Source organism: Pseudomonas sp. TSRC2-2 (genome assembly GCF_049897785.1).
Lineage (GTDB): Bacteria > Pseudomonadota > Gammaproteobacteria > Pseudomonadales > Pseudomonadaceae > Aquipseudomonas.
The window spans coordinates 186,632-203,219 of the sequence record NZ_JAFCWZ010000007.1 but is presented as its reverse complement, the minus strand read 5'-3'; the positions used below and the strand labels follow the sequence as shown (position 1 = coordinate 203,219).

The following is a 16,588-nucleotide window of genomic DNA, read 5'->3' as shown; positions in this document are numbered from 1 at the left end:
GATCAGCGCATCACGATGCCGCGATGCGCCATGTAAGCCTTGGCTTCCTGCACGGTGTATTCGCCAAAGTGGAAAATACTCGCCGCCAGCACCGCACTGGCGTGGCCTTCAAGAATGCCGTCAGCCAGATGCTGCAGATTGCCGACGCCGCCGGAGGCGATCACCGGAATGCCCAGCGCGTCGCTGATCGCGCGGGTCACGCCGAGGTCGAAGCCGTTTTTCATGCCGTCCTGATCCATGCTGGTCAGGAGGATCTCGCCGGCACCGAGGCCTTCCATTTTCTTCGCCCACTCGACTGCGTCGAGGCCGGTCGGCTTGCGCCCGCCGTGGGTGAAGATTTCCCAGCGCGGGGTTTCGCCGGGGCCGGAGACTTTCTTGGCGTCGATGGCGACGACGATGCACTGCGAGCCGAAATGCTGCGCAGCTTCGCCGACGAACTCCGGGTTGAACACAGCAGCGGTGTTGATCGAGACCTTGTCCGCGCCGGCATTGAGCAGGTTGCGGATGTCCTGCACGGTGCGCACGCCACCGCCGACGGTCAGCGGGATGAACACCTGACTGGCCATGCGCTCGACGGTATGCAGCGTGGTGTCACGACCGTCGACGCTGGCGGTGATGTCAAGGAAGGTAATCTCGTCGGCACCCTGCTCGTCGTAGCGACGGGCGATTTCCACCGGGTCACCGGCGTCGCGGATGTTCTCGAACTTCACGCCTTTGACGACCCGGCCGTTGTCCACGTCCAGGCAAGGGATGATGCGTTTGGCCAGCGCCATGGTCAGTCCTCAGCCTTGGTACGAATCGCAGAAAGCTTGCGCTTCGGCGACGTCGAGGGTGCCTTCGTAGATCGCCCGGCCCGTGATCGCGCCGATAATGCCCGGTGCCTTGGCGTCGAGCAGCGACTTGATGTCACCCAGGTTGTGGATGCCGCCGGAAGCGATCACCGGGATCTTCGTCGCCGCAGCCAGCGCAGCGGTGAACGGTACGTTGCAGCCCTGCATCATGCCGTCTTTGGCGATGTCGGTATAAACGATCGACGAGACGCCGTCGGCTTCAAACTGTTTGGCCAGGTCAATGACCTGCACGGTGCTGATTTCCGCCCATCCATCGGTGGCGACGAAGCCGTCTTTGGCATCCAGACCCACGATGATCTTGCCCGGAAAGGCGCGGCAGGCCTCAGCGACGAACGCCGGATCCTTAACGGCTTTGGTGCCGATGATCACGTAGCTCACGCCGGCCTTGACGTAGTGCTCGATGGTTTCCAGCGAACGGATGCCGCCACCGATCTGGATCGGCAGGGTCGGGTAACGCTTGGCGATCGCGGTGACCACTTCACCGTTGACCGGCTGGCCTTCAAAAGCACCATTCAGATCGACCAGATGCAGACGACGGCAACCGCCCTCCACCCACTTGGCAGCCATGCTCACCGGGTCATCGGAGAACACCGTGGAATCTTCCATGCGGCCCTGGCGCAGACGTACGCAAGCACCGTCTTTGAGATCGATAGCGGGAATAATCAGCATCTGGCAAACCTTAAAATTGGAATGTTCAGCTTGGCTCGGGAATCAGTTTTTCTCGAGCGCCCACAGGTCGCTTTCGATGCTTTCAAACCGTTCCTTGAGGTGGGTCTGCACATCGAAAATCGCCCTGTTGTAATAGTGCGGAGCAATCTCGCGGGTAAACAGCTCAAGAATTTCCGCCGCTTCGAACGACCCCAGGTCCAGTTCGAAGCGTTCTTCCATGAACCGCTGGATCTTGCGATTGGCCTCGTTCTCCTGTTCGGGAGTGAGGTTCAGAATCGGCGGCTTGGACTTCTTGGCGGCCATTTACCAGCGACCGTCCCACGCGGCGAAGTTCTGCAGCAACTGCAGGCCATGGGTATGGCTTTTCTCCGGGTGGAACTGCACGGCGAAACGCGAGCCATCGGCCAGCGCTGCGGCGAAATCGACACCGTAGTGACCGCCACCGACCGCTTGCCGCGCATTGGCGGCGGCGATGTAGTAACTGTGCACGAAGTAAAAACGCGCCATGTCCGGAATGTCGTGCCACAGCGGGTGACTGATGTTCTGCTTGACCTCGTTCCAGCCCATGTGCGGGACCTTCAGGTGCTCGCCATCTTCATGCAGATCCTTGCCGAAGAACTTCACCGCGCCGGGAAACAGGCCGATGCAGTCGACGCCTTCGTTCTCTTCGCTGGTATCGAGCAAGGCTTGCATGCCGACGCAGATACCGAGAAACGGGCGATCCTGGCTGACCTCACGGACCAGCGAATCGAAACCCAGGCGACGGATCTCCGCCATGCAATCGCGAATCGCGCCAACGCCCGGGAAGACCACGCGGTCGGCTTCGCGAATCACGTTCGCATCGCTGGTGATCAGCACCTTGCCGGCGCCGACATGCTCCAGGGCCTTGGCCACCGAGTGCAGGTTGCCCATGCCGTAGTCGATAACTGCAACCGTCTGCATTACAAAACGCCTTTGGTCGAAGGCATCTGCCCGGCCATGCGCTCGTCCAGCTCGACGGCCATGCGCAGCGCGCGGCCGAAAGCCTTGAACACGGTTTCGATCTGGTGGTGAGTGTTGGTGCCGCGCAGGTTGTCGATGTGCACGCTGACCAGCGCATGGTTGACGAAGCCCTGAAAGAACTCCTGGAACAGGTCAACGTCGAAGCCGCCGACCGTGGCGCGGGTGTACGGCACGTGCATCTGCAGGCCCGGGCGACCGGAGAAATCGATCACCACGCGCGACAGCGCTTCATCGAGCGGCACGTAGGCGTGGCCGTAGCGACGGATGCCTTTCTTGTCGCCAATGGCTTTGGCGAACGCCTGGCCGAGGGTGATACCGACGTCTTCCACCGTATGGTGGTCGTCGATATGCAGATCGCCCTTGCATTCGATATCCAGATCGATCAACCCGTGACGGGCGATCTGATCCAGCATGTGCTCAAGAAAAGGGACACCGATATCGAATCGGGCCTTTCCGGTGCCATCAAGGTTGATCGAGGCTTTGATCTGGGTTTCCAGAGTGTCGCGCTCGACAGACGCCTTACGTTCGGCCATCACCAGCTCCGCAAAATCATTGGGCGAAAAAGGCAGCCATTATAGGCACGCAGGAAGCAAACAGAAACACGAGAGGTGAGATGGTTGACGGATAGAACGCCCGGCGGTCGCGGGTAGACATGTCCATACAAGCCATTACGGGCATGCCAGAAACAAATGTGGGAGCGGGCTTGCCCGCGAAAGCGGTGGATCAGCCAACATTGATGTCGACTGACAGGACGCCTTCGCGAGCAAGCCCGCTCCCACAGGTTTGGCGGCGGCCTGAGGATTCTCAGGCCAACGCCTTAGTGAAACAGTACCGCCGTCTTCTGCAGGGTCACCCACACACCCCACGCCAACGGAATACCCACTACCAGCCATGCCGCGATGGCCAACGGCTTGCTGCCCGGCGCGGCTTTCCATTCCAGAACGGTGCTGGCATCAGCACCCTTGTCGTGGCCCAGCGCTTGTTCGGCGGCAAGTTCAGCGTCGGTCATGAAGTACTTGTCGGCTACCGGGCGCACCATCAGGTTGCACAGGAAGCCCAGCACCAGCAGGCCGGCGAGGATGTACAGAGTGATGTCGTAAGCGGCAGCGCGCTCAACGCCGATGCTCAACTGATATTCACGCAGGTAGTTGACCAGCACCGGACCGAGTACACCGGCAGCAGCCCAGGCAGTCAGCAGACGACCGTGGATCGCACCGACCATTTGCGTACCGAACAGGTCCGCCAGATACGCCGGCACCGTGGCAAAACCACCGCCGTACATCGACAGGATGATGCAGAACGCCGCCACGAACAGCGCAACGTTGCCCAGGTGGCCCATGTTCGGAATCAGCGCGTACAAGGCAAAACCCAAGGCAAAGAACACGAAGTAGGTGTTCTTGCGGCCCAGGTAGTCCGAGAAGGAGGCCCAGAAGAAGCGCCCACCGATGTTGAACAGGCTCAGCAGACCGGTGAAGCCCGCAGCGATCGCCGCGATCGAGGCCAGTTGGCCAGCGTCGAGTTGACCGAACGGCACGTCAACGCCCAGCAGTTTGCCGCCGAACACTTCCTGTAACAGCGGCGAAGCCATGCCGAGGATGCCGATACCGGCAGATACGTTCAGGCACAGCACCAGCCACACCAGACGGAATTGCGGGGTTTTCCACGCTACGTTCACGTGGACGTGACGGTTGGTGATCATGGCGTTGGAAGCTTTCTTCGCCGGCGCGGTCCAGCCTTCAGGCTTCCAGCCGGTTGGCGGCACGCGGTAGGACAGTGCGCCACCGATCATGAACACGAAGTAGATCGCAGCCATGGCCACGAAGCTCTGCCATACGCCTACGCCTTCCGCCGAAGCAAAGTGACTCATCAGCGCAGTGGCCAACGGTGCACCGACCATCGCGCCGCCACCGAAGCCCATGATCGCCATGCCGGTCGCCATGCCGCGCTTGTCCGGGAACCACTTGATCAGGGTCGACACCGGCGAGATATAGCCCAGGCCCAGACCGATACCGCCGATCACCCCGGAGCCGATCCACATCAGCCAGATCTGATGGGTATAGATACCCAGCGCAGAAATCAGCAGACCGCCGCACCAGCACAAGGCCGAGACCACGCCCGCTTTACGAGGACCGGCGTGCTCCAGCCAGCCACCCCAGATCGCTGCCGAGCAGCCGAGGAAGATGAAGAACAGCGTGTAGATCCAGCCGAGCATGGAGATCGGCCAGTCGCAGTTCGACGAAAATACCTGTGCGATGAAGCTCATGTCCGGCGCGCAAGCCACCGGCGCAGTAACGCCGAGTGCCTTGGACAGCGGCAACCAGAACACCGAGAAGCCGTAGGCCATGCCGATGCACAGATGAATGGCCAAAGCGGCCGGTGGAACCAGCCAGCGGTTGAAACCGGGCTTGGCGATGATGCGTTCCTTGGACAGGAACGCAGGCTGGTCGGCTTTGAGGCCGTCCGCCGTGATGCTCGTGCTCATTGTGTATCCCCCAATTGTTAGTATGGTTCGCCAGCCACTGCTCACCCTCGGCCTTATGCACGCAGGCATGACCGTTTTTTGAGGTGAAGCTCCTTGAAGGCGCGACGTTAAGTCGCAGACGGGCGGACGAACTGGCGAAGGTTACCATTCTCAGGTGACAGAAAAACCAAACTGATATCACCTTTTTTCTGTCAGCTGCGTCCGTCCCCTGAAGGAGCTGCGGAACGCTACGATCTTTTGATGTATTTGAAAAATGCCAAAATCAAAAGATCGCAGCGTCCCGCAGCGCCTGCAGTCGGCATTTCAACGGGGTTACCATGCCGGATGTTGTTGAGGTGTCTGACGACAGATATGTGCATTTGGTACTTGTCCCATTTATGCGTGCGAAAAGTTACCCATCGCCTCGGTGTGGCTGAACAGCGGGTGAACCAAGCGCCGAAAAAGGCGTCGCAAACGGGGGCCTGATTGCGCTTTCCGGCGCCAGCCGGGCACCCTCAAACACAGACGCCGGTGGCAAAGTGGCAGGTACCGTTGCCGACCCTCGGCAGTTGACGCCACACCGAACCGGGTGCTTGCAGCGCTATACTCCCCGGCCAAATGACCAAATTCGACTAACTACAAGGACTCGCCCATGAAAGCGTTCGGCAAAATCCTGGGTCTGGTACTTCTCGGGCTGTTGCTGATCATTGTGGCGGCAGGTTTTGCCCTGACCCACCTCTTCGATCCCAACGACTACAAAGACGAGATCCGCCAGATAGCCCGCGACAAGGCCCACATCGAGCTGACGCTCAATGGCGATATCGGCTGGAGCCTGTTCCCGTGGCTCGGCCTGGAATTGCACGAAGCCAGCGTCGCCACCCTGGCCAAACCTGCCGAACCGTTTGCCGACCTGCAGATGCTCGGCCTGTCGGTGCGCGTGCTGCCGCTATTGCGCCGCGAGGTGCAGATGAGTGACGTGCGTGTGGAAGGCCTCAACCTGCGCCTGAACCGTGACAAGAACGGCCACGGCAATTGGGAAGACATTGGCAAGGTCCCAGTGGCGCCCGGCTCGACTCCACCCGCCACGCCGGGCGCGACCGCCAGCGAGCCGACCGTCGCCGTGGAAAAACCGGCGCAACCGATCCGCCTCGACATCGACAGCCTGACCGTCAACAACGCCCGCGTTGAGTACACCGACGAGCTGACCGGCAAGCAGTTCAGCGCCGAAAGCATCCAGTTGAGCACCGGCCCGGTCCACGACTCGACCAATATCCCGGTGAAAGCCACTGCATTCCTCGGCACCAACCAACCGGTGCTGCGCGTACGCACCGAGCTCAACGGCGAGCTGCGCTTCGAGCGCGCACTGCAGCGCTACAAGTTCGAAGACCTGAAACTCACTGGCGAACTCGCTGGCGATCCGCTGCAAGGCAAGACCATGACCTTCTCTGCTCAGGGCCAGTTGTTGCTGGACAAAGCAGCTAACGTCGCCGAATGGACCGGCATCAAGATCTCCGCCAACCAGCTTCGCGCCTTGGGCGAACTGAAAGCCAACGACCTCGACAAGACGCCGCAGATCAGCGGCGGCATTTCCATTGCCCAGTTCGATCTGGCGAAATTCGTCGACAGCGTCGGCCAGACACTGCCGGCCATGGCTGAGGGCAGTCTGAGCAAGGTTGAACTGGTCAGCCGCATCGCGGCGACGCCCAGCAGCATCGCCTTCGACAACATCAACCTGAAGCTCGACGACAGCAGCATCAGCGGCCGTATCGCCGTCGAAGACTTTGCCAAGCAATCGTTGCGGATGATCCTCAAAGCCGACACCTTCAACGCCGACCGTTACCTGCCGCCGAAATCGGAGCAGGCCAACAGCGCCACGCAAACACGTCAGGCCGAAGTCGCCAGCACCGAGGCCGGCGCCGTGGCAGGCACCACGCCGCTGCCAGACAAACCGAGCAAAACAGCCTGGAGCACCGAGCGCCTGCTGCCGGTCGAACGCCTGGCCAAACTGGACGTCGATGCCGACCTGACCTTTGGCCAACTGACTCTCGACAAACTGCCGATCCAGAATGCCGCGCTCAAAGCCACCGGCCAGGGCGGCTTGCTGACGCTGACTAACCTGAGCGGTGATCTGTACAACGGCGGCTTCGTCGCCAATGGCACGCTCGACGTGCGCCCAAGCGCGCCGGTGTTGAACCTGCAGACCCGCCTCAATCGTGTCCCTGCGCAAAAGATCATCGAAAGCCAAGGCAAGAACCCGCCGGTCAAAGGCCTGGTGACATTGACCAGCAGCTTCACCGGCAGCGGCAACAGCCAACAGGCGCTGATCGATACGCTCAACGGCAACGCCAGTTTCGTCATCAACAATGGCGTGCTGCTCAACGCCAACCTTGAACAGCAATTGTGCAAAGGCATTGCCACGCTCAATCGCAAGACCCTGAGCGGCGAACCACGCGGCAAGGACACTCCGTTCGAAGAACTCAAGGGCAATCTGACCGTGCGCAACGGCGTTGCCAACAACCCTGACCTGAAAGTGCGCATTCCCGGCATGACCGTCAACGGTGACGGCGATATCGATCTGCGCGTTTTGGGTATGGACTACCGCGTCGGCATCATTGTCGAGGGCGACACCAGCGCCATGCCCGATCCGGCCTGTCAGGTCGGCGACAAATTCGTCGGTATCGAGTGGCCCCTGCGCTGCCGTGGCCCGCTGGAACTGGGCGCAAAGGCCTGCCGCATCGACAATGACCGTCTCGGTCAGGTCGCCAGCAAGATGGCTGGCAACAAGCTCAGCGAAAAGATCGACGAGAAACTGGGCGACAAAGTCAGCCCGGAACTGAAAAACGCATTGAAGGGACTGTTCAAGCGATGACAGCGGAGCAGTTTTCCACGGCGGTGCTGGAGTGGTTCGACCGCCATGGCCGCCACGATTTGCCGTGGCAGCAGGACATCAATCCGTATCGGGTCTGGGTTTCCGAGATCATGTTGCAGCAGACTCAGGTCAGCACGGTGCTCAATTACTTCGAGCGCTTCATGGCAGCGCTGCCGACGGTCCAGGCACTGGCCGAAGCCCCGGAAGACGAGGTGCTGCATCTGTGGACGGGGCTGGGTTATTACACTCGCGCACGCAATCTGCAGAAGACCGCGAAGATCGTCGTCAGCCAGTACGCTGGCGAATTCCCGCGCGACGTGGAAAAACTCACCGAGCTGCCAGGCATCGGCCTGTCCACCGCCGGGGCGATCGCCAGCATCAGCATGGGCCTGCGTGCGCCGATCCTCGACGGCAACGTCAAACGCGTGCTCGCGCGCTTCACTGCGCAAGAGGGCTACCCCGGCGAACCGAAAGTCGCCAGGCAGCTGTGGGCCAACGCCGAGCGCTTCACCCCGCATGATCGGGTCAACGCCTACACCCAGGCGATGATGGATCTGGGCGCGACACTCTGCACGCGCAGCAAGCCGAGCTGCCTGCTGTGTCCGCTGAAGCGCGGCTGTGAAGCGCACATGCTTGGCCTGGAAACCCGCTACCCGATTCCCAAGCCGCGCAAAGCCATCCCGCAAAAGCGCACGCTGATGCCGATGCTCGCCAACGGCGAAGGCGCGATTCTGCTTTATCGCCGGCCTTCGACGGGTCTGTGGGGCGGCTTGTGGAGCCTGCCGGAACTGGATGATCTGGAAGATCTGCAACATCTGGCCGATCAGCACTCGCTGACCATGGGCCAGCAGCAAGCACTGCCGAGCCTGGTTCACACGTTCAGCCATTTCCAGTTGTCCATCGAACCCTGGCTGGTTCAGGTGCAGGAGGCCAGTCATCACGTGGCCGAGGCCGACTGGCTCTGGTATAACCTCGCCACCCCGCCGCGCCTGGGCCTTGCTGCCCCGGTCAAGACCTTGCTCGAACGCGCGGCCGCCGTCTTGAATGCAGGAGAATCGCCATGACCCGCACCGTAATGTGCCGCAAGTACAAAGAAGAACTGCCCGCGCTGGAACGCGCCCCGTTCCCGGGTGCCAAGGGCCAGGACATTTTCGACCACGTCTCGGCCAAGGCCTGGGCCGACTGGCAGAAACACCAGACCCTGCTGATCAACGAAAAGCGCCTGAACATGATGAACGCCGAAGATCGCAAATACCTGCAGGGCGAAATGGACAAGTACTTCTCCGGCGAGGAATACGCCAAGGCCGAAGGCTACGTGCCGCCAGCCGAATAACCCGCAGATTTCGTAAGCGACGGAATTAATTTAAGAAATTTTCAAAAAGTCGTTGACGTAAATCCGAAAAACCCTTTTAATGCGCCCCGTTGCCCAGATAGCTCAGTCGGTAGAGCAGGGGATTGAAAATCCCCGTGTCGGCGGTTCGATTCCGTCTCTGGGCACCAAATACCGAAAACCCTGAATCGCAAGATTCGGGGTTTTTTTATGCCTGCGATTTAATGAGGCTGGTTTCGCACCGCTTGATCCGCGCTACCATCAGCCCCCCTTACGGAAGAGGGTCATCCCCGCCATGAACCAGAAACGAACCCGCGTGCCCCTGCCCCATCCGCCGCCGCCCCGGGAAGGTCTGGTGTCCAGAGGACTGGCAATGATGATTTGCCTGTTTCTGATCGGTACCGGCGCGTTGCTGGGCTACTCGGCCATCGACGGCGTTATCCACGAGACGATCACCACCGCCACGCGCGGCGGGCCGGCCAAGGTCTACACCCTCGCCATGCAGCCGGGCGCGTACTGGTTTCATGTCGTACTTCAAGGTCTGTTCGGCATGTTACTGATGGCCGCAGGCCTGGCGTGGCACAGACTGACGCGCATCGACAAACCCGCGGCCAGAACCAAACGCAAATCAGGTTCGCGTTAACGGTTGTCCTCAAGCGTACGAAATGGACTACAGACGTCAGCCCGGCAAAGCTTCGGTCCTCGGCAACGTCCTGCAATCGCCATCTCCTCTTCCTGCGGACTTCACCGTCTCCCCCGACATACTCAAACGGCGACAATCGTCATGCTTTTGCGTCTGTTCACTCTGACGCGGAAGACCCGATGAGCCAGCTCATACCTGCTGACACGCAAGACCCGAAAGTCGATTCACTGCTGGGCGAACTGGGCGAGTTGATTCGCCAGGCGCGGCAAAAAGTGCTGCGCGCGGTTGATACGATTCAAGTGCAGACTTGCTGGCAGATCGGCCGGCATATTGTCGAATTCGAACAGAAGGGCGCTCAGCGTGCGGGCTATGGGAAGCAGCTGATTGGCCTACTGGCTAGGGACCTGACCGGGCAGTTCGGTAAAGGGTTTGATGAAACCAATTTGTGGAAGATGCGCCTGTTTTATCAAAAGTTTCCAATTCGAGACGCACTGCGTCCCGAATTGAGCTGGACCCATTACCGTCGCCTGCTACGCGTCGAAAACGAGAAAGGGCGCCTGTGGTACATGAACGAATGTGCCGACCTCAACTGGTCGAGCCGCGCCCTTGATCGGCAGATCCTGACGCTCTATTACGAGCGCCTGCTCATGAGTCAGGACAAAACCGAAGTGGTCGAGGAAGCGACCACCAACATCAACGCGATGAAATGCAATCCACGGGAATTCATTCGCGATCCGGTCATGCTCGAATTCCTCGGCCTGCCCTCGGCGGGCAAAGTCAGGGAAAGCGGCCTCGAACAAGCTCTCATCGATCACCTGCAAAGCTTTCTGCTTGAACTGGGCAAAGGCTTCTCCTTTGTCGCTCGGCAACAACGCATGAGCACTGACGGCGTTGACCTCTACATCGATCTGGTGTTCTACAACTACCTGCTCAAGTGCTTCGTGATTATCGACCTCAAACGCGGCAAGCTCAGCGCCCGCGACGTCGGGCAGATGGACATGTATGTACGCATGTACGACGAGCTCAAGCGCAGCGAGGGCGACAAGCCGACTGTCGGCATCATTCTGAGCGCCGAGAGCAACGACTCGGTTGCGCGTTATTCGATGCTCAAGGGCAATGAGCAACTGTTCGCCAGCAGTTACAAAACGATATTGCCGAGCGAAGAAGAGTTACGCGCCGAGCTGAACCGCGAACAGGCGCTGATTGAAGAACGCTTGCTCACCCAATCCCCTGAATAAACCGGCTGGATTGTTCACAGGCACCACTGAGACTATCGTTGGCAACTCTCCGCCGAGGTCACGCGCCATGAGCAGTCAGCACACAACCGAACTGGAAGATGTGGAATTGAGCCAACCGGTTCTGACTGCAAGCGAAGGTATTTCCTTCAAGGAAACCGCCGATGACGGCTATGCACTGGGCGGTTTCACCTGGCGCCACACCTCGCCCGACCCGCAACGCCCGGTGGTCATCATCAACGCCGCCACGTCCGTGCGTTGCCGTCACTACTCACGATTCGCGGCTTACCTGTTCAGCCACGGCTTCGACGTGATGACCTACGACTACCGCGGCATCGGCGAATCGCGCCGCGCTTCGATCAAAGGCTTGAACGCGTCATGGACCGATTGGGGCGCGCTGGATTTCCAGGCGATGCTCAAACGTGCGCAGCGGGAGTTTCCCGGGCAGCCGATCGATGTGGTCGGCCATAGCTTCGGCGGTTGCGCGGCGGGGCTGGCCGAATCCGGCAGAGTCATCCGACGGCTGGTCACTGTCGGCGCGCAGTTTGCGTACTGGCGCGATTACGCTCCCGAGCAGCGCTGGCGCATGTTGGGCAAATGGCATGTGGTCATGCCTTTGTTGACGCTGCTCTGCGGCTTTTTCCCGGGTAAGCGGCTCGGCTGGCTGGAAGACACGCCCAAGGGCGTTGTACGCGACTGGAGCACGCCTGCCGCGCGTTTCGAACAGCGCCCGAGCGGTCGCGTTCTGATGCAGAAGACCGGTGCCCTGCCCTTCACCAACGTCCGCGCGCAAACTCTGGCCATCAGCATCAGCGACGACCCTTACGGCACCCTCCCGGCCATCGAACGCCTGCTCGACTACTTCAGCAACGCGGCAAAAACCCACCTGCGTATCGAGCCGCCGGACATCGGCGAGCAACAAGTCGGACATTTCGCCTTTTTTCGCAGCGCATACCAAGCCACACTATGGCCCATCGCTCTGACCTGGCTGCAGACCGGCGCACTGGCCCCCGACACACCCGGACGGCAAGTCCCGCGCAGCTGAGCCCTTCCCAACGCACGACGGAACACACCATGGCCTCCGCCAACAAGCAGCAAAAACGCGCCGCCCGGGCCAAGACCAAGGCCAAGCAGAACCGCACCAAACGCGCCGAGACGCCGGTCGAACTGGACCCAAACGACGACCGCATCGACTTCGAATCGGTAGACCTGACCGAGCTGTTCAAGAAAATGATCGACGCCGAGAAGATCAGCCAACAAGCCATGTGCACGACCTTCCTCGAAGATCCGCTCTTGGAACTGGTGTATGAGCAGGAAGGCGAAGAAGGCGCGATGGATTTCATCCTCGCCGCGCTGATCGAGTATCGCCAGTGGTCGCAGGAAACCGACGAGGCCGGCGCACTGGCGTGGATCGAATCCCCGGCCTTCCAGGCCGACTATGTAGCGGCGTCCGACGCGATCGCCGCACAAACCCAACAGAAGAACTGAGTTCCCATGGCATCCCTGAACAAGCAACACAAACGCGCCAAACGCGCCAAGGCCAAAGCCAAGCAAATCCGCATGGTCGGTCGCAAGCCGCTGGATCAGGACGAAGACCTCGGCCACCTCGCCGAGCCGATCCCGGAATACACCCTGGCGATGTTCAGCAAAATGCGCGACGCCGAAGCCGTCAGCCGCAACGACATGCTGCTGACGCTGCTGCGCGAACTGGCCTTCATCATCGTCGACCATCCTGAACTGCTGGACATGGAAAACGCCGACAACGAAGGCATGGCCGCCACCCACCTGGCCGCCGACATGCTCATCGACTACCGCATGTGGGCCGACGGCATGACGATCGAAGAAGCCCAGGCCTGGCTGAGCGAACCGCAGTTCATCACCGATTTCGGGGTGGCGCTGGATGCTTATGGCAAATCAGTGGACTCGCCGGAAGAAAAGAGCGAATAAATCCTGCGCAGAAACAAAAACGGCCGCTCGTCATCCCTGACAGCGGCCGTTTTCACATCACGCGTTGCGACTCAGTTCAACACCACCGCACCACGCTTTTCCAGCTTGCGACGGCGCGATACCAGCAGGCCGGCAGCCACGACCAGCAGGCTCAGCAGGCCGGTGGCGAGGATTTCCACGCGATGGGCTTCCTGGAACAGCATGATGGTCAGCGCCGCGACGATGAAGATGATCACCGCCCAGGTCAGGCCCGGGAACAGCCACATGCTGAAGACGATCTTCTCGCCGCGCGCCATGCGCTGTTTGCGCATACGCAGTTGCGAGAAGGCGATCACCAGATACACCAGCAGCGCGATGGCGCCGGAGCTGGCCAGGAGGAATTCGAACACCGCGGCCGGCGCCACGTAGTTGGCGAAAGTGCAGAGGAACGCGGCGCCGGTCGACAACATCACCGCCCAGTAAGGCGTCCCGCTTTTGTTGGTGCGGGTCGACATGGCCGGGGCATCGCCGCGCTTGCCGAGCGAGAACAACATGCGCGAAGACGTGTACAGCGCCGAGTTCAGGCAACTGGTCACCGCGACCAGCACGACGATATCGACGATCATCTTGGCGTTCGGGATGCCCATGCGCTCAAGTACGGTCTGGTAGGAACCCAGGTTGGCCAGCGTAGGATCGTTCCAGGGCACCAGCGCCACGACGATGAAGATCGACACCAGATAGAAAAGGCCGATCCGCCAGATCACCGAGTTGGTCGCTTTGGAGATCTGCTTGCCCGGGTCTTTCGATTCCGCCGCCGCGATGGTGACGATTTCGGTGCCCATGAACGAGAACATGGTGGTCAGGATCGCGCCCAATACAGCGCCCATGCCATTAGGCAGGAAGCCACCGCTGTCGAACAGATGCGACACACCGCTGACCTGACTGGTCGGCAGGAAGCCAAAAATCGCCGCCAGCCCGAGGCCGATGAAGCCGATGATCGCCAGCACTTTGATCAGGGCGAACCAGAACTCGAATTCGCCGTAGTTCTTCACGCTGAACAGGTTGGTCACGGTCAGCAGCATGGTGATGACCAGAGCGAAGGCCCAAATGTCCACGCCCGGGAACCATGCGTGGAGGATGGTTGCGGCGGCATTGGCCTCCAGCGGAATCACCAGCACCCAGAACCACCAGTACAACCAGCCGATGGTGAAACCGGCCCAGTGGCCGATCGCGCGGTCAGCGTAAGTCGAGAACGAACCGGTGTCCGGCGAGGCGACGGCCATTTCGCCGAGCATGCGCATCACCAGCACCACCAGAGTACCGGCAGCGGCGTAAGCCAGCAGCACGGCCGGGCCGGCGGCAGCAATGGCGTGGCCGGAGCCGACAAACAGACCGGCGCCGATCACACCGGCGATCGACAACATGGTCACATGACGCGGTTTGAGCCCCTGTTCGAGGCCAGTGGAGCTTGGGGTACTGCTCATAGAGACTACCTTTGCAAGGAAAGCGAGTGCATCCGGCCGGTCTGAAAATTCTTTCTCGTAAAAAGAATCCAACGGGCTGTTCCTTATTCTGCACTCAATATTTGCGCCAAAATGTTTCAAGTCCTTGGGGGCCGGGGGTTACGACATCCGATGCAAGTCCTTGAGTTTAATGGCTATTCGCCAGAGCGTTACCCGGCGACTCACTTTAAGGACAAATCAGCGCACCAGAAACACACAGAAAAAGTGTGTGTCGCACAGAAAAAGGGCGAATAAGGAACGTTCAGCCGGATAGCGCTTCCAACACCCCGCCAAAGCTGGCAACATCGCGCCTTTTTTTACGCGGCACCCAAGGGTTTGCACGTCAAACACCCGTTCGGTTGTTGATGGGGCGACAGTCTGCTGCGCCGATGCGACAACCCGCCACCTGCCACCCGTTTACCGCTCGTAGCGCTGTTGGCTGCCATTGAAACGCTATGCTAGCTTGGCCGCCTCGCCAGGAAGGCCCGCCAACAGCAGGAGCGCAACATATATGAGGAACGCACATGGCTGAGGCCACGCCCGCGCTTGAAATCCGCAACTTGCACAAACGCTACGGACAGCTTGAGGTGCTCAAAGGCATCTCGCTGACCGCCCGCGACGGCGACGTGATCTCGATCCTCGGCTCTTCCGGTTCCGGCAAGTCCACGTTCCTGCGTTGCATCAACCTGCTAGAAAACCCCCACCAGGGCCAGATCCTGGTGGCTGGTGAAGAACTCAAGCTCAAAGCCGCCAAAAATGGGGAACTGGTTGCCGCCGACGGCAAGCAGATCAATCGCCTGCGCTCGGAGATTGGTTTTGTATTTCAAAACTTTAATCTGTGGCCGCACATGAGCGTGCTCGACAATGTCATCGAAGCCCCGCGCCGCGTGCTCGGCCAGAGCAAGGCCGAGGCCATCGAAGTTGCCGAAGCCCTGCTGGCCAAGGTCGGCATCGCCGACAAGCGCCACGCCTACCCGGCGCAATTGTCCGGTGGCCAGCAACAGCGCGCAGCCATCGCCCGCACACTGGCGATGCAGCCGAAAGTGATCCTGTTCGACGAACCCACCTCCGCGCTTGACCCGGAAATGGTTCAGGAAGTACTTAGTGTCATCCGCGCATTGGCCGAAGAAGGCCGCACCATGCTGCTCGTGACCCACGAAATGGGCTTCGCCCGTCAGGTCTCCAGCGAAGTGGTGTTCCTTCATCAGGGCCTTATAGAAGAGCAAGGATCGCCACAGCAGGTGTTCGACAACCCGCTTTCGGCGCGCTGCAAACAATTCATGTCCAGCAACCGCTAACGGAGCAACATGCATGCAGAATTTCAAGAAGGTCTTTCTCGCCGCCGCCGTCACCCTCGCGTTCAGCGCCGGTGCCATGGCTGAAACCCTGAAGATGGGCATCGAAGCGGCCTACCCGCCGTTCAACAATAAAGACGCCAGCGGTCAGGTGGTCGGCTTCGACAAGGAAATCGGCGACGCCCTGTGCGCGAAGATGAAAGCCGAATGCTCGGTCGTCACCTCTGACTGGGACGGCATCATTCCGGCCCTGAACGCGAAGAAATTCGACTTCCTGATCTCCTCGCTGTCGATCACCGAAGAGCGCAAGGCCGCGGTGGACTTCACCGACCCGTACTACTCGAACAAACTGCAGTTCATCGCGCCGAAAAATGTCGACTTCAAAACCGACAAGGACTCGCTCAAAGGCAAGAAGATCGGCACCCAGCGTGCGACGCTGGCGGGCACCTGGCTGGAAGACACCTACGGTGATGACATCTCGGTCAGCCTCTACGACACCCAGGAAAACGCCTACCTCGACCTGACATCCGGTCGTGTCGACGCGATCCTCGCCGACAAGTACGCCAACTATGACTGGCTGAAAACCGACGCCGGCAAGAACTACGAGTTCAAAGGCGACCCGGTGGTGGAAAGCGACAAGATCGGCATCGCGGTGCGCAAGGGTGACAACGAGCTGCGCAACAAGCTGAACGCCGCACTGAAGGAAATCGTCGCTGACGGTACCTACAAAAAAATCAACGACAAGTATTTTCCGTTCAGCATCTATTGATCTGACCTGTGGGACCGGCGCCGTGATCAAGCGACG

Annotated in this window: 17 protein-coding genes and 1 tRNA gene; 11 read left to right on the top strand and 7 right to left on the bottom strand. The window is 60.2% G+C overall.

Going from position 1 to position 16,588, the window contains the following annotated elements; all coding sequences use genetic code 11:
• Nucleotides 1–2: 2 nt before the first annotated feature.
• The 6 genes from hisF to ACP7D9_RS16080 all read right to left on the bottom strand — a co-directional run bounded on the left by hisF (nucleotide 3) and on the right by ACP7D9_RS16080 (nucleotide 5,004).
• The gene (gene hisF, locus ACP7D9_RS16105) at nucleotides 3–773 is read right to left on the bottom strand and encodes an imidazole glycerol phosphate synthase subunit HisF (protein ID WP_007897430.1); all 771 of its coding nucleotides are present in this window, start codon (nucleotides 771–773) and stop codon (nucleotides 3–5) included.
• Between the two features lie 9 nt (nucleotides 774–782).
• Entirely contained in the window at nucleotides 783–1,520 is a 738-nt protein-coding gene (gene hisA / locus ACP7D9_RS16100) for a 1-(5-phosphoribosyl)-5-[(5-phosphoribosylamino)methylideneamino]imidazole-4-carboxamide isomerase (protein WP_003220753.1), read from the bottom strand.
• A 42-nt stretch (nucleotides 1,521–1,562) separates the two neighbouring features.
• Complete coding sequence (locus ACP7D9_RS16095; protein ID WP_426158510.1) at nucleotides 1,563–1,823, bottom strand: DUF2164 domain-containing protein; 261 nt, start codon at nucleotides 1,821–1,823, stop codon at nucleotides 1,563–1,565.
• Nucleotides 1,824–2,462, bottom strand: a complete 639-nt coding sequence (gene hisH, locus ACP7D9_RS16090) for an imidazole glycerol phosphate synthase subunit HisH (RefSeq protein WP_426158508.1) — start codon at nucleotides 2,460–2,462, stop codon at nucleotides 1,824–1,826.
• Complete coding sequence (gene hisB, locus ACP7D9_RS16085) at nucleotides 2,462–3,055, bottom strand: imidazoleglycerol-phosphate dehydratase HisB (RefSeq protein WP_016772125.1); 594 nt, start codon at nucleotides 3,053–3,055, stop codon at nucleotides 2,462–2,464. Before hisB ends, hisH begins: the two co-directional genes overlap by 1 nt.
• A 284-nt stretch (nucleotides 3,056–3,339) precedes the next feature.
• Nucleotides 3,340–5,004 (bottom strand): OFA family MFS transporter, encoded by a 1,665-nt coding sequence (locus ACP7D9_RS16080; RefSeq protein WP_426158506.1) that lies wholly within the window; start codon nucleotides 5,002–5,004, stop codon nucleotides 3,340–3,342.
• 631 nt (nucleotides 5,005–5,635) lie between these two features.
• On the opposite strand from ACP7D9_RS16080, the gene ACP7D9_RS16075 reads away from it, so the two are divergent.
• From ACP7D9_RS16075 to ACP7D9_RS16035, 9 genes are all read left to right on the top strand, one after another.
• A complete protein-coding gene (locus ACP7D9_RS16075; RefSeq protein WP_426158504.1) occupies nucleotides 5,636–7,852 on the top strand; it encodes an AsmA family protein in 2,217 nt (738 codons plus the stop codon).
• Nucleotides 7,849–8,916 (top strand): A/G-specific adenine glycosylase, encoded by a 1,068-nt coding sequence (gene mutY, locus ACP7D9_RS16070; protein WP_426158502.1) that lies wholly within the window; start codon nucleotides 7,849–7,851, stop codon nucleotides 8,914–8,916. The genes ACP7D9_RS16075 and mutY overlap by 4 nt, the downstream gene beginning before the upstream one ends.
• Nucleotides 8,913–9,185 carry an oxidative damage protection protein gene (locus ACP7D9_RS16065; protein WP_016772129.1) on the top strand — a complete coding sequence of 91 codons (273 nt, stop codon included), beginning with the start codon at nucleotides 8,913–8,915 and terminating at the stop codon, nucleotides 9,183–9,185. The genes mutY and ACP7D9_RS16065 overlap by 4 nt, the downstream gene beginning before the upstream one ends.
• Nucleotides 9,186–9,276: 91 nt before the next feature.
• Nucleotides 9,277–9,352, top strand: a tRNA-Phe gene (locus ACP7D9_RS16060).
• 125 nt (nucleotides 9,353–9,477) lie between these two features.
• Nucleotides 9,478–9,825: a hypothetical protein gene (locus ACP7D9_RS16055; RefSeq protein ID WP_397478550.1), complete on the top strand. Its 348-nt coding sequence runs from the start codon at nucleotides 9,478–9,480 to the stop codon at nucleotides 9,823–9,825.
• A gap of 179 nt (nucleotides 9,826–10,004) precedes the next feature.
• Nucleotides 10,005–11,063 carry a PDDEXK nuclease domain-containing protein gene (locus tag ACP7D9_RS16050; RefSeq protein WP_426158500.1) on the top strand — a complete coding sequence of 353 codons (1,059 nt, stop codon included), beginning with the start codon at nucleotides 10,005–10,007 and terminating at the stop codon, nucleotides 11,061–11,063.
• A 67-nt stretch (nucleotides 11,064–11,130) separates the two neighbouring features.
• Nucleotides 11,131–12,105, top strand: a complete 975-nt coding sequence (locus ACP7D9_RS16045; protein ID WP_426158498.1) for an alpha/beta fold hydrolase — start codon at nucleotides 11,131–11,133, stop codon at nucleotides 12,103–12,105.
• Between the two features lie 29 nt (nucleotides 12,106–12,134).
• A complete protein-coding gene (locus ACP7D9_RS16040) occupies nucleotides 12,135–12,548 on the top strand; it encodes a hypothetical protein (protein WP_312998016.1) in 414 nt (137 codons plus the stop codon).
• Nucleotides 12,549–12,554: 6 nt separating this feature from the next.
• Nucleotides 12,555–13,007 carry a hypothetical protein gene (locus ACP7D9_RS16035; protein WP_312998018.1) on the top strand — a complete coding sequence of 151 codons (453 nt, stop codon included), beginning with the start codon at nucleotides 12,555–12,557 and terminating at the stop codon, nucleotides 13,005–13,007.
• A gap of 71 nt (nucleotides 13,008–13,078) precedes the next feature.
• On the opposite strand, the gene gabP is transcribed toward ACP7D9_RS16035, so the two are convergent.
• Nucleotides 13,079–14,470 carry a GABA permease gene (gabP, locus tag ACP7D9_RS16030; protein ID WP_101156804.1) on the bottom strand — a complete coding sequence of 464 codons (1,392 nt, stop codon included), beginning with the start codon at nucleotides 14,468–14,470 and terminating at the stop codon, nucleotides 13,079–13,081.
• 542 nt (nucleotides 14,471–15,012) lie between these two features.
• Here gabP and ACP7D9_RS16025 point away from each other — a divergent pair.
• Together ACP7D9_RS16025 and ACP7D9_RS16020 are read left to right on the top strand one after the other, a co-directional pair.
• Complete coding sequence (locus tag ACP7D9_RS16025) at nucleotides 15,013–15,786, top strand: ABC transporter ATP-binding protein (RefSeq protein ID WP_024011209.1); 774 nt, start codon at nucleotides 15,013–15,015, stop codon at nucleotides 15,784–15,786.
• A 13-nt stretch (nucleotides 15,787–15,799) separates the two neighbouring features.
• On the top strand, nucleotides 15,800–16,552 hold the full coding sequence (locus tag ACP7D9_RS16020; protein ID WP_101156806.1) for an ABC transporter substrate-binding protein: 753 nt from the start codon (nucleotides 15,800–15,802) through the stop codon (nucleotides 16,550–16,552).
• Nucleotides 16,553–16,588: the final 36 nt, after the last annotated feature.

Bases quoted from the DNA above. Each gene is read 5' to 3' on its own strand.
- ACP7D9_RS16095 (WP_426158510.1), bottom strand. From the start codon at position 1,823: ATGGCCGCCAAGAAGTCCAAGCCGCCGATTCTGAACCTCACTCCCGAA.
- ACP7D9_RS16025 (WP_024011209.1), top strand. From the start codon at position 15,013: ATGGCTGAGGCCACGCCCGCGCTTGAAATCCGCAACTTGCACAAACGC.
- ACP7D9_RS16040 (WP_312998016.1), top strand. From the start codon at position 12,135: ATGGCCTCCGCCAACAAGCAGCAAAAACGCGCCGCCCGGGCCAAGACC.
- ACP7D9_RS16035 (WP_312998018.1), top strand. From the start codon at position 12,555: ATGGCATCCCTGAACAAGCAACACAAACGCGCCAAACGCGCCAAGGCC.
- ACP7D9_RS16065 (WP_016772129.1), top strand. From the start codon at position 8,913: ATGACCCGCACCGTAATGTGCCGCAAGTACAAAGAAGAACTGCCCGCG.
- hisF (WP_007897430.1), bottom strand. From the start codon at position 773: ATGGCGCTGGCCAAACGCATCATCCCTTGCCTGGACGTGGACAACGGC.
- gabP (WP_101156804.1), bottom strand. From the start codon at position 14,470: ATGAGCAGTACCCCAAGCTCCACTGGCCTCGAACAGGGGCTCAAACCG.
- ACP7D9_RS16080 (WP_426158506.1), bottom strand. From the start codon at position 5,004: ATGAGCACGAGCATCACGGCGGACGGCCTCAAAGCCGACCAGCCTGCG.
- ACP7D9_RS16055 (WP_397478550.1), top strand. From the start codon at position 9,478: ATGAACCAGAAACGAACCCGCGTGCCCCTGCCCCATCCGCCGCCGCCC.
- hisB (WP_016772125.1), bottom strand. From the start codon at position 3,055: ATGGCCGAACGTAAGGCGTCTGTCGAGCGCGACACTCTGGAAACCCAG.
- hisA (WP_003220753.1), bottom strand. From the start codon at position 1,520: ATGCTGATTATTCCCGCTATCGATCTCAAAGACGGTGCTTGCGTACGT.
- ACP7D9_RS16050 (WP_426158500.1), top strand. From the start codon at position 10,005: ATGAGCCAGCTCATACCTGCTGACACGCAAGACCCGAAAGTCGATTCA.
- ACP7D9_RS16045 (WP_426158498.1), top strand. From the start codon at position 11,131: ATGAGCAGTCAGCACACAACCGAACTGGAAGATGTGGAATTGAGCCAA.
- ACP7D9_RS16075 (WP_426158504.1), top strand. From the start codon at position 5,636: ATGAAAGCGTTCGGCAAAATCCTGGGTCTGGTACTTCTCGGGCTGTTG.
- hisH (WP_426158508.1), bottom strand. From the start codon at position 2,462: ATGCAGACGGTTGCAGTTATCGACTACGGCATGGGCAACCTGCACTCG.
- ACP7D9_RS16020 (WP_101156806.1), top strand. From the start codon at position 15,800: ATGCAGAATTTCAAGAAGGTCTTTCTCGCCGCCGCCGTCACCCTCGCG.
- mutY (WP_426158502.1), top strand. From the start codon at position 7,849: ATGACAGCGGAGCAGTTTTCCACGGCGGTGCTGGAGTGGTTCGACCGC.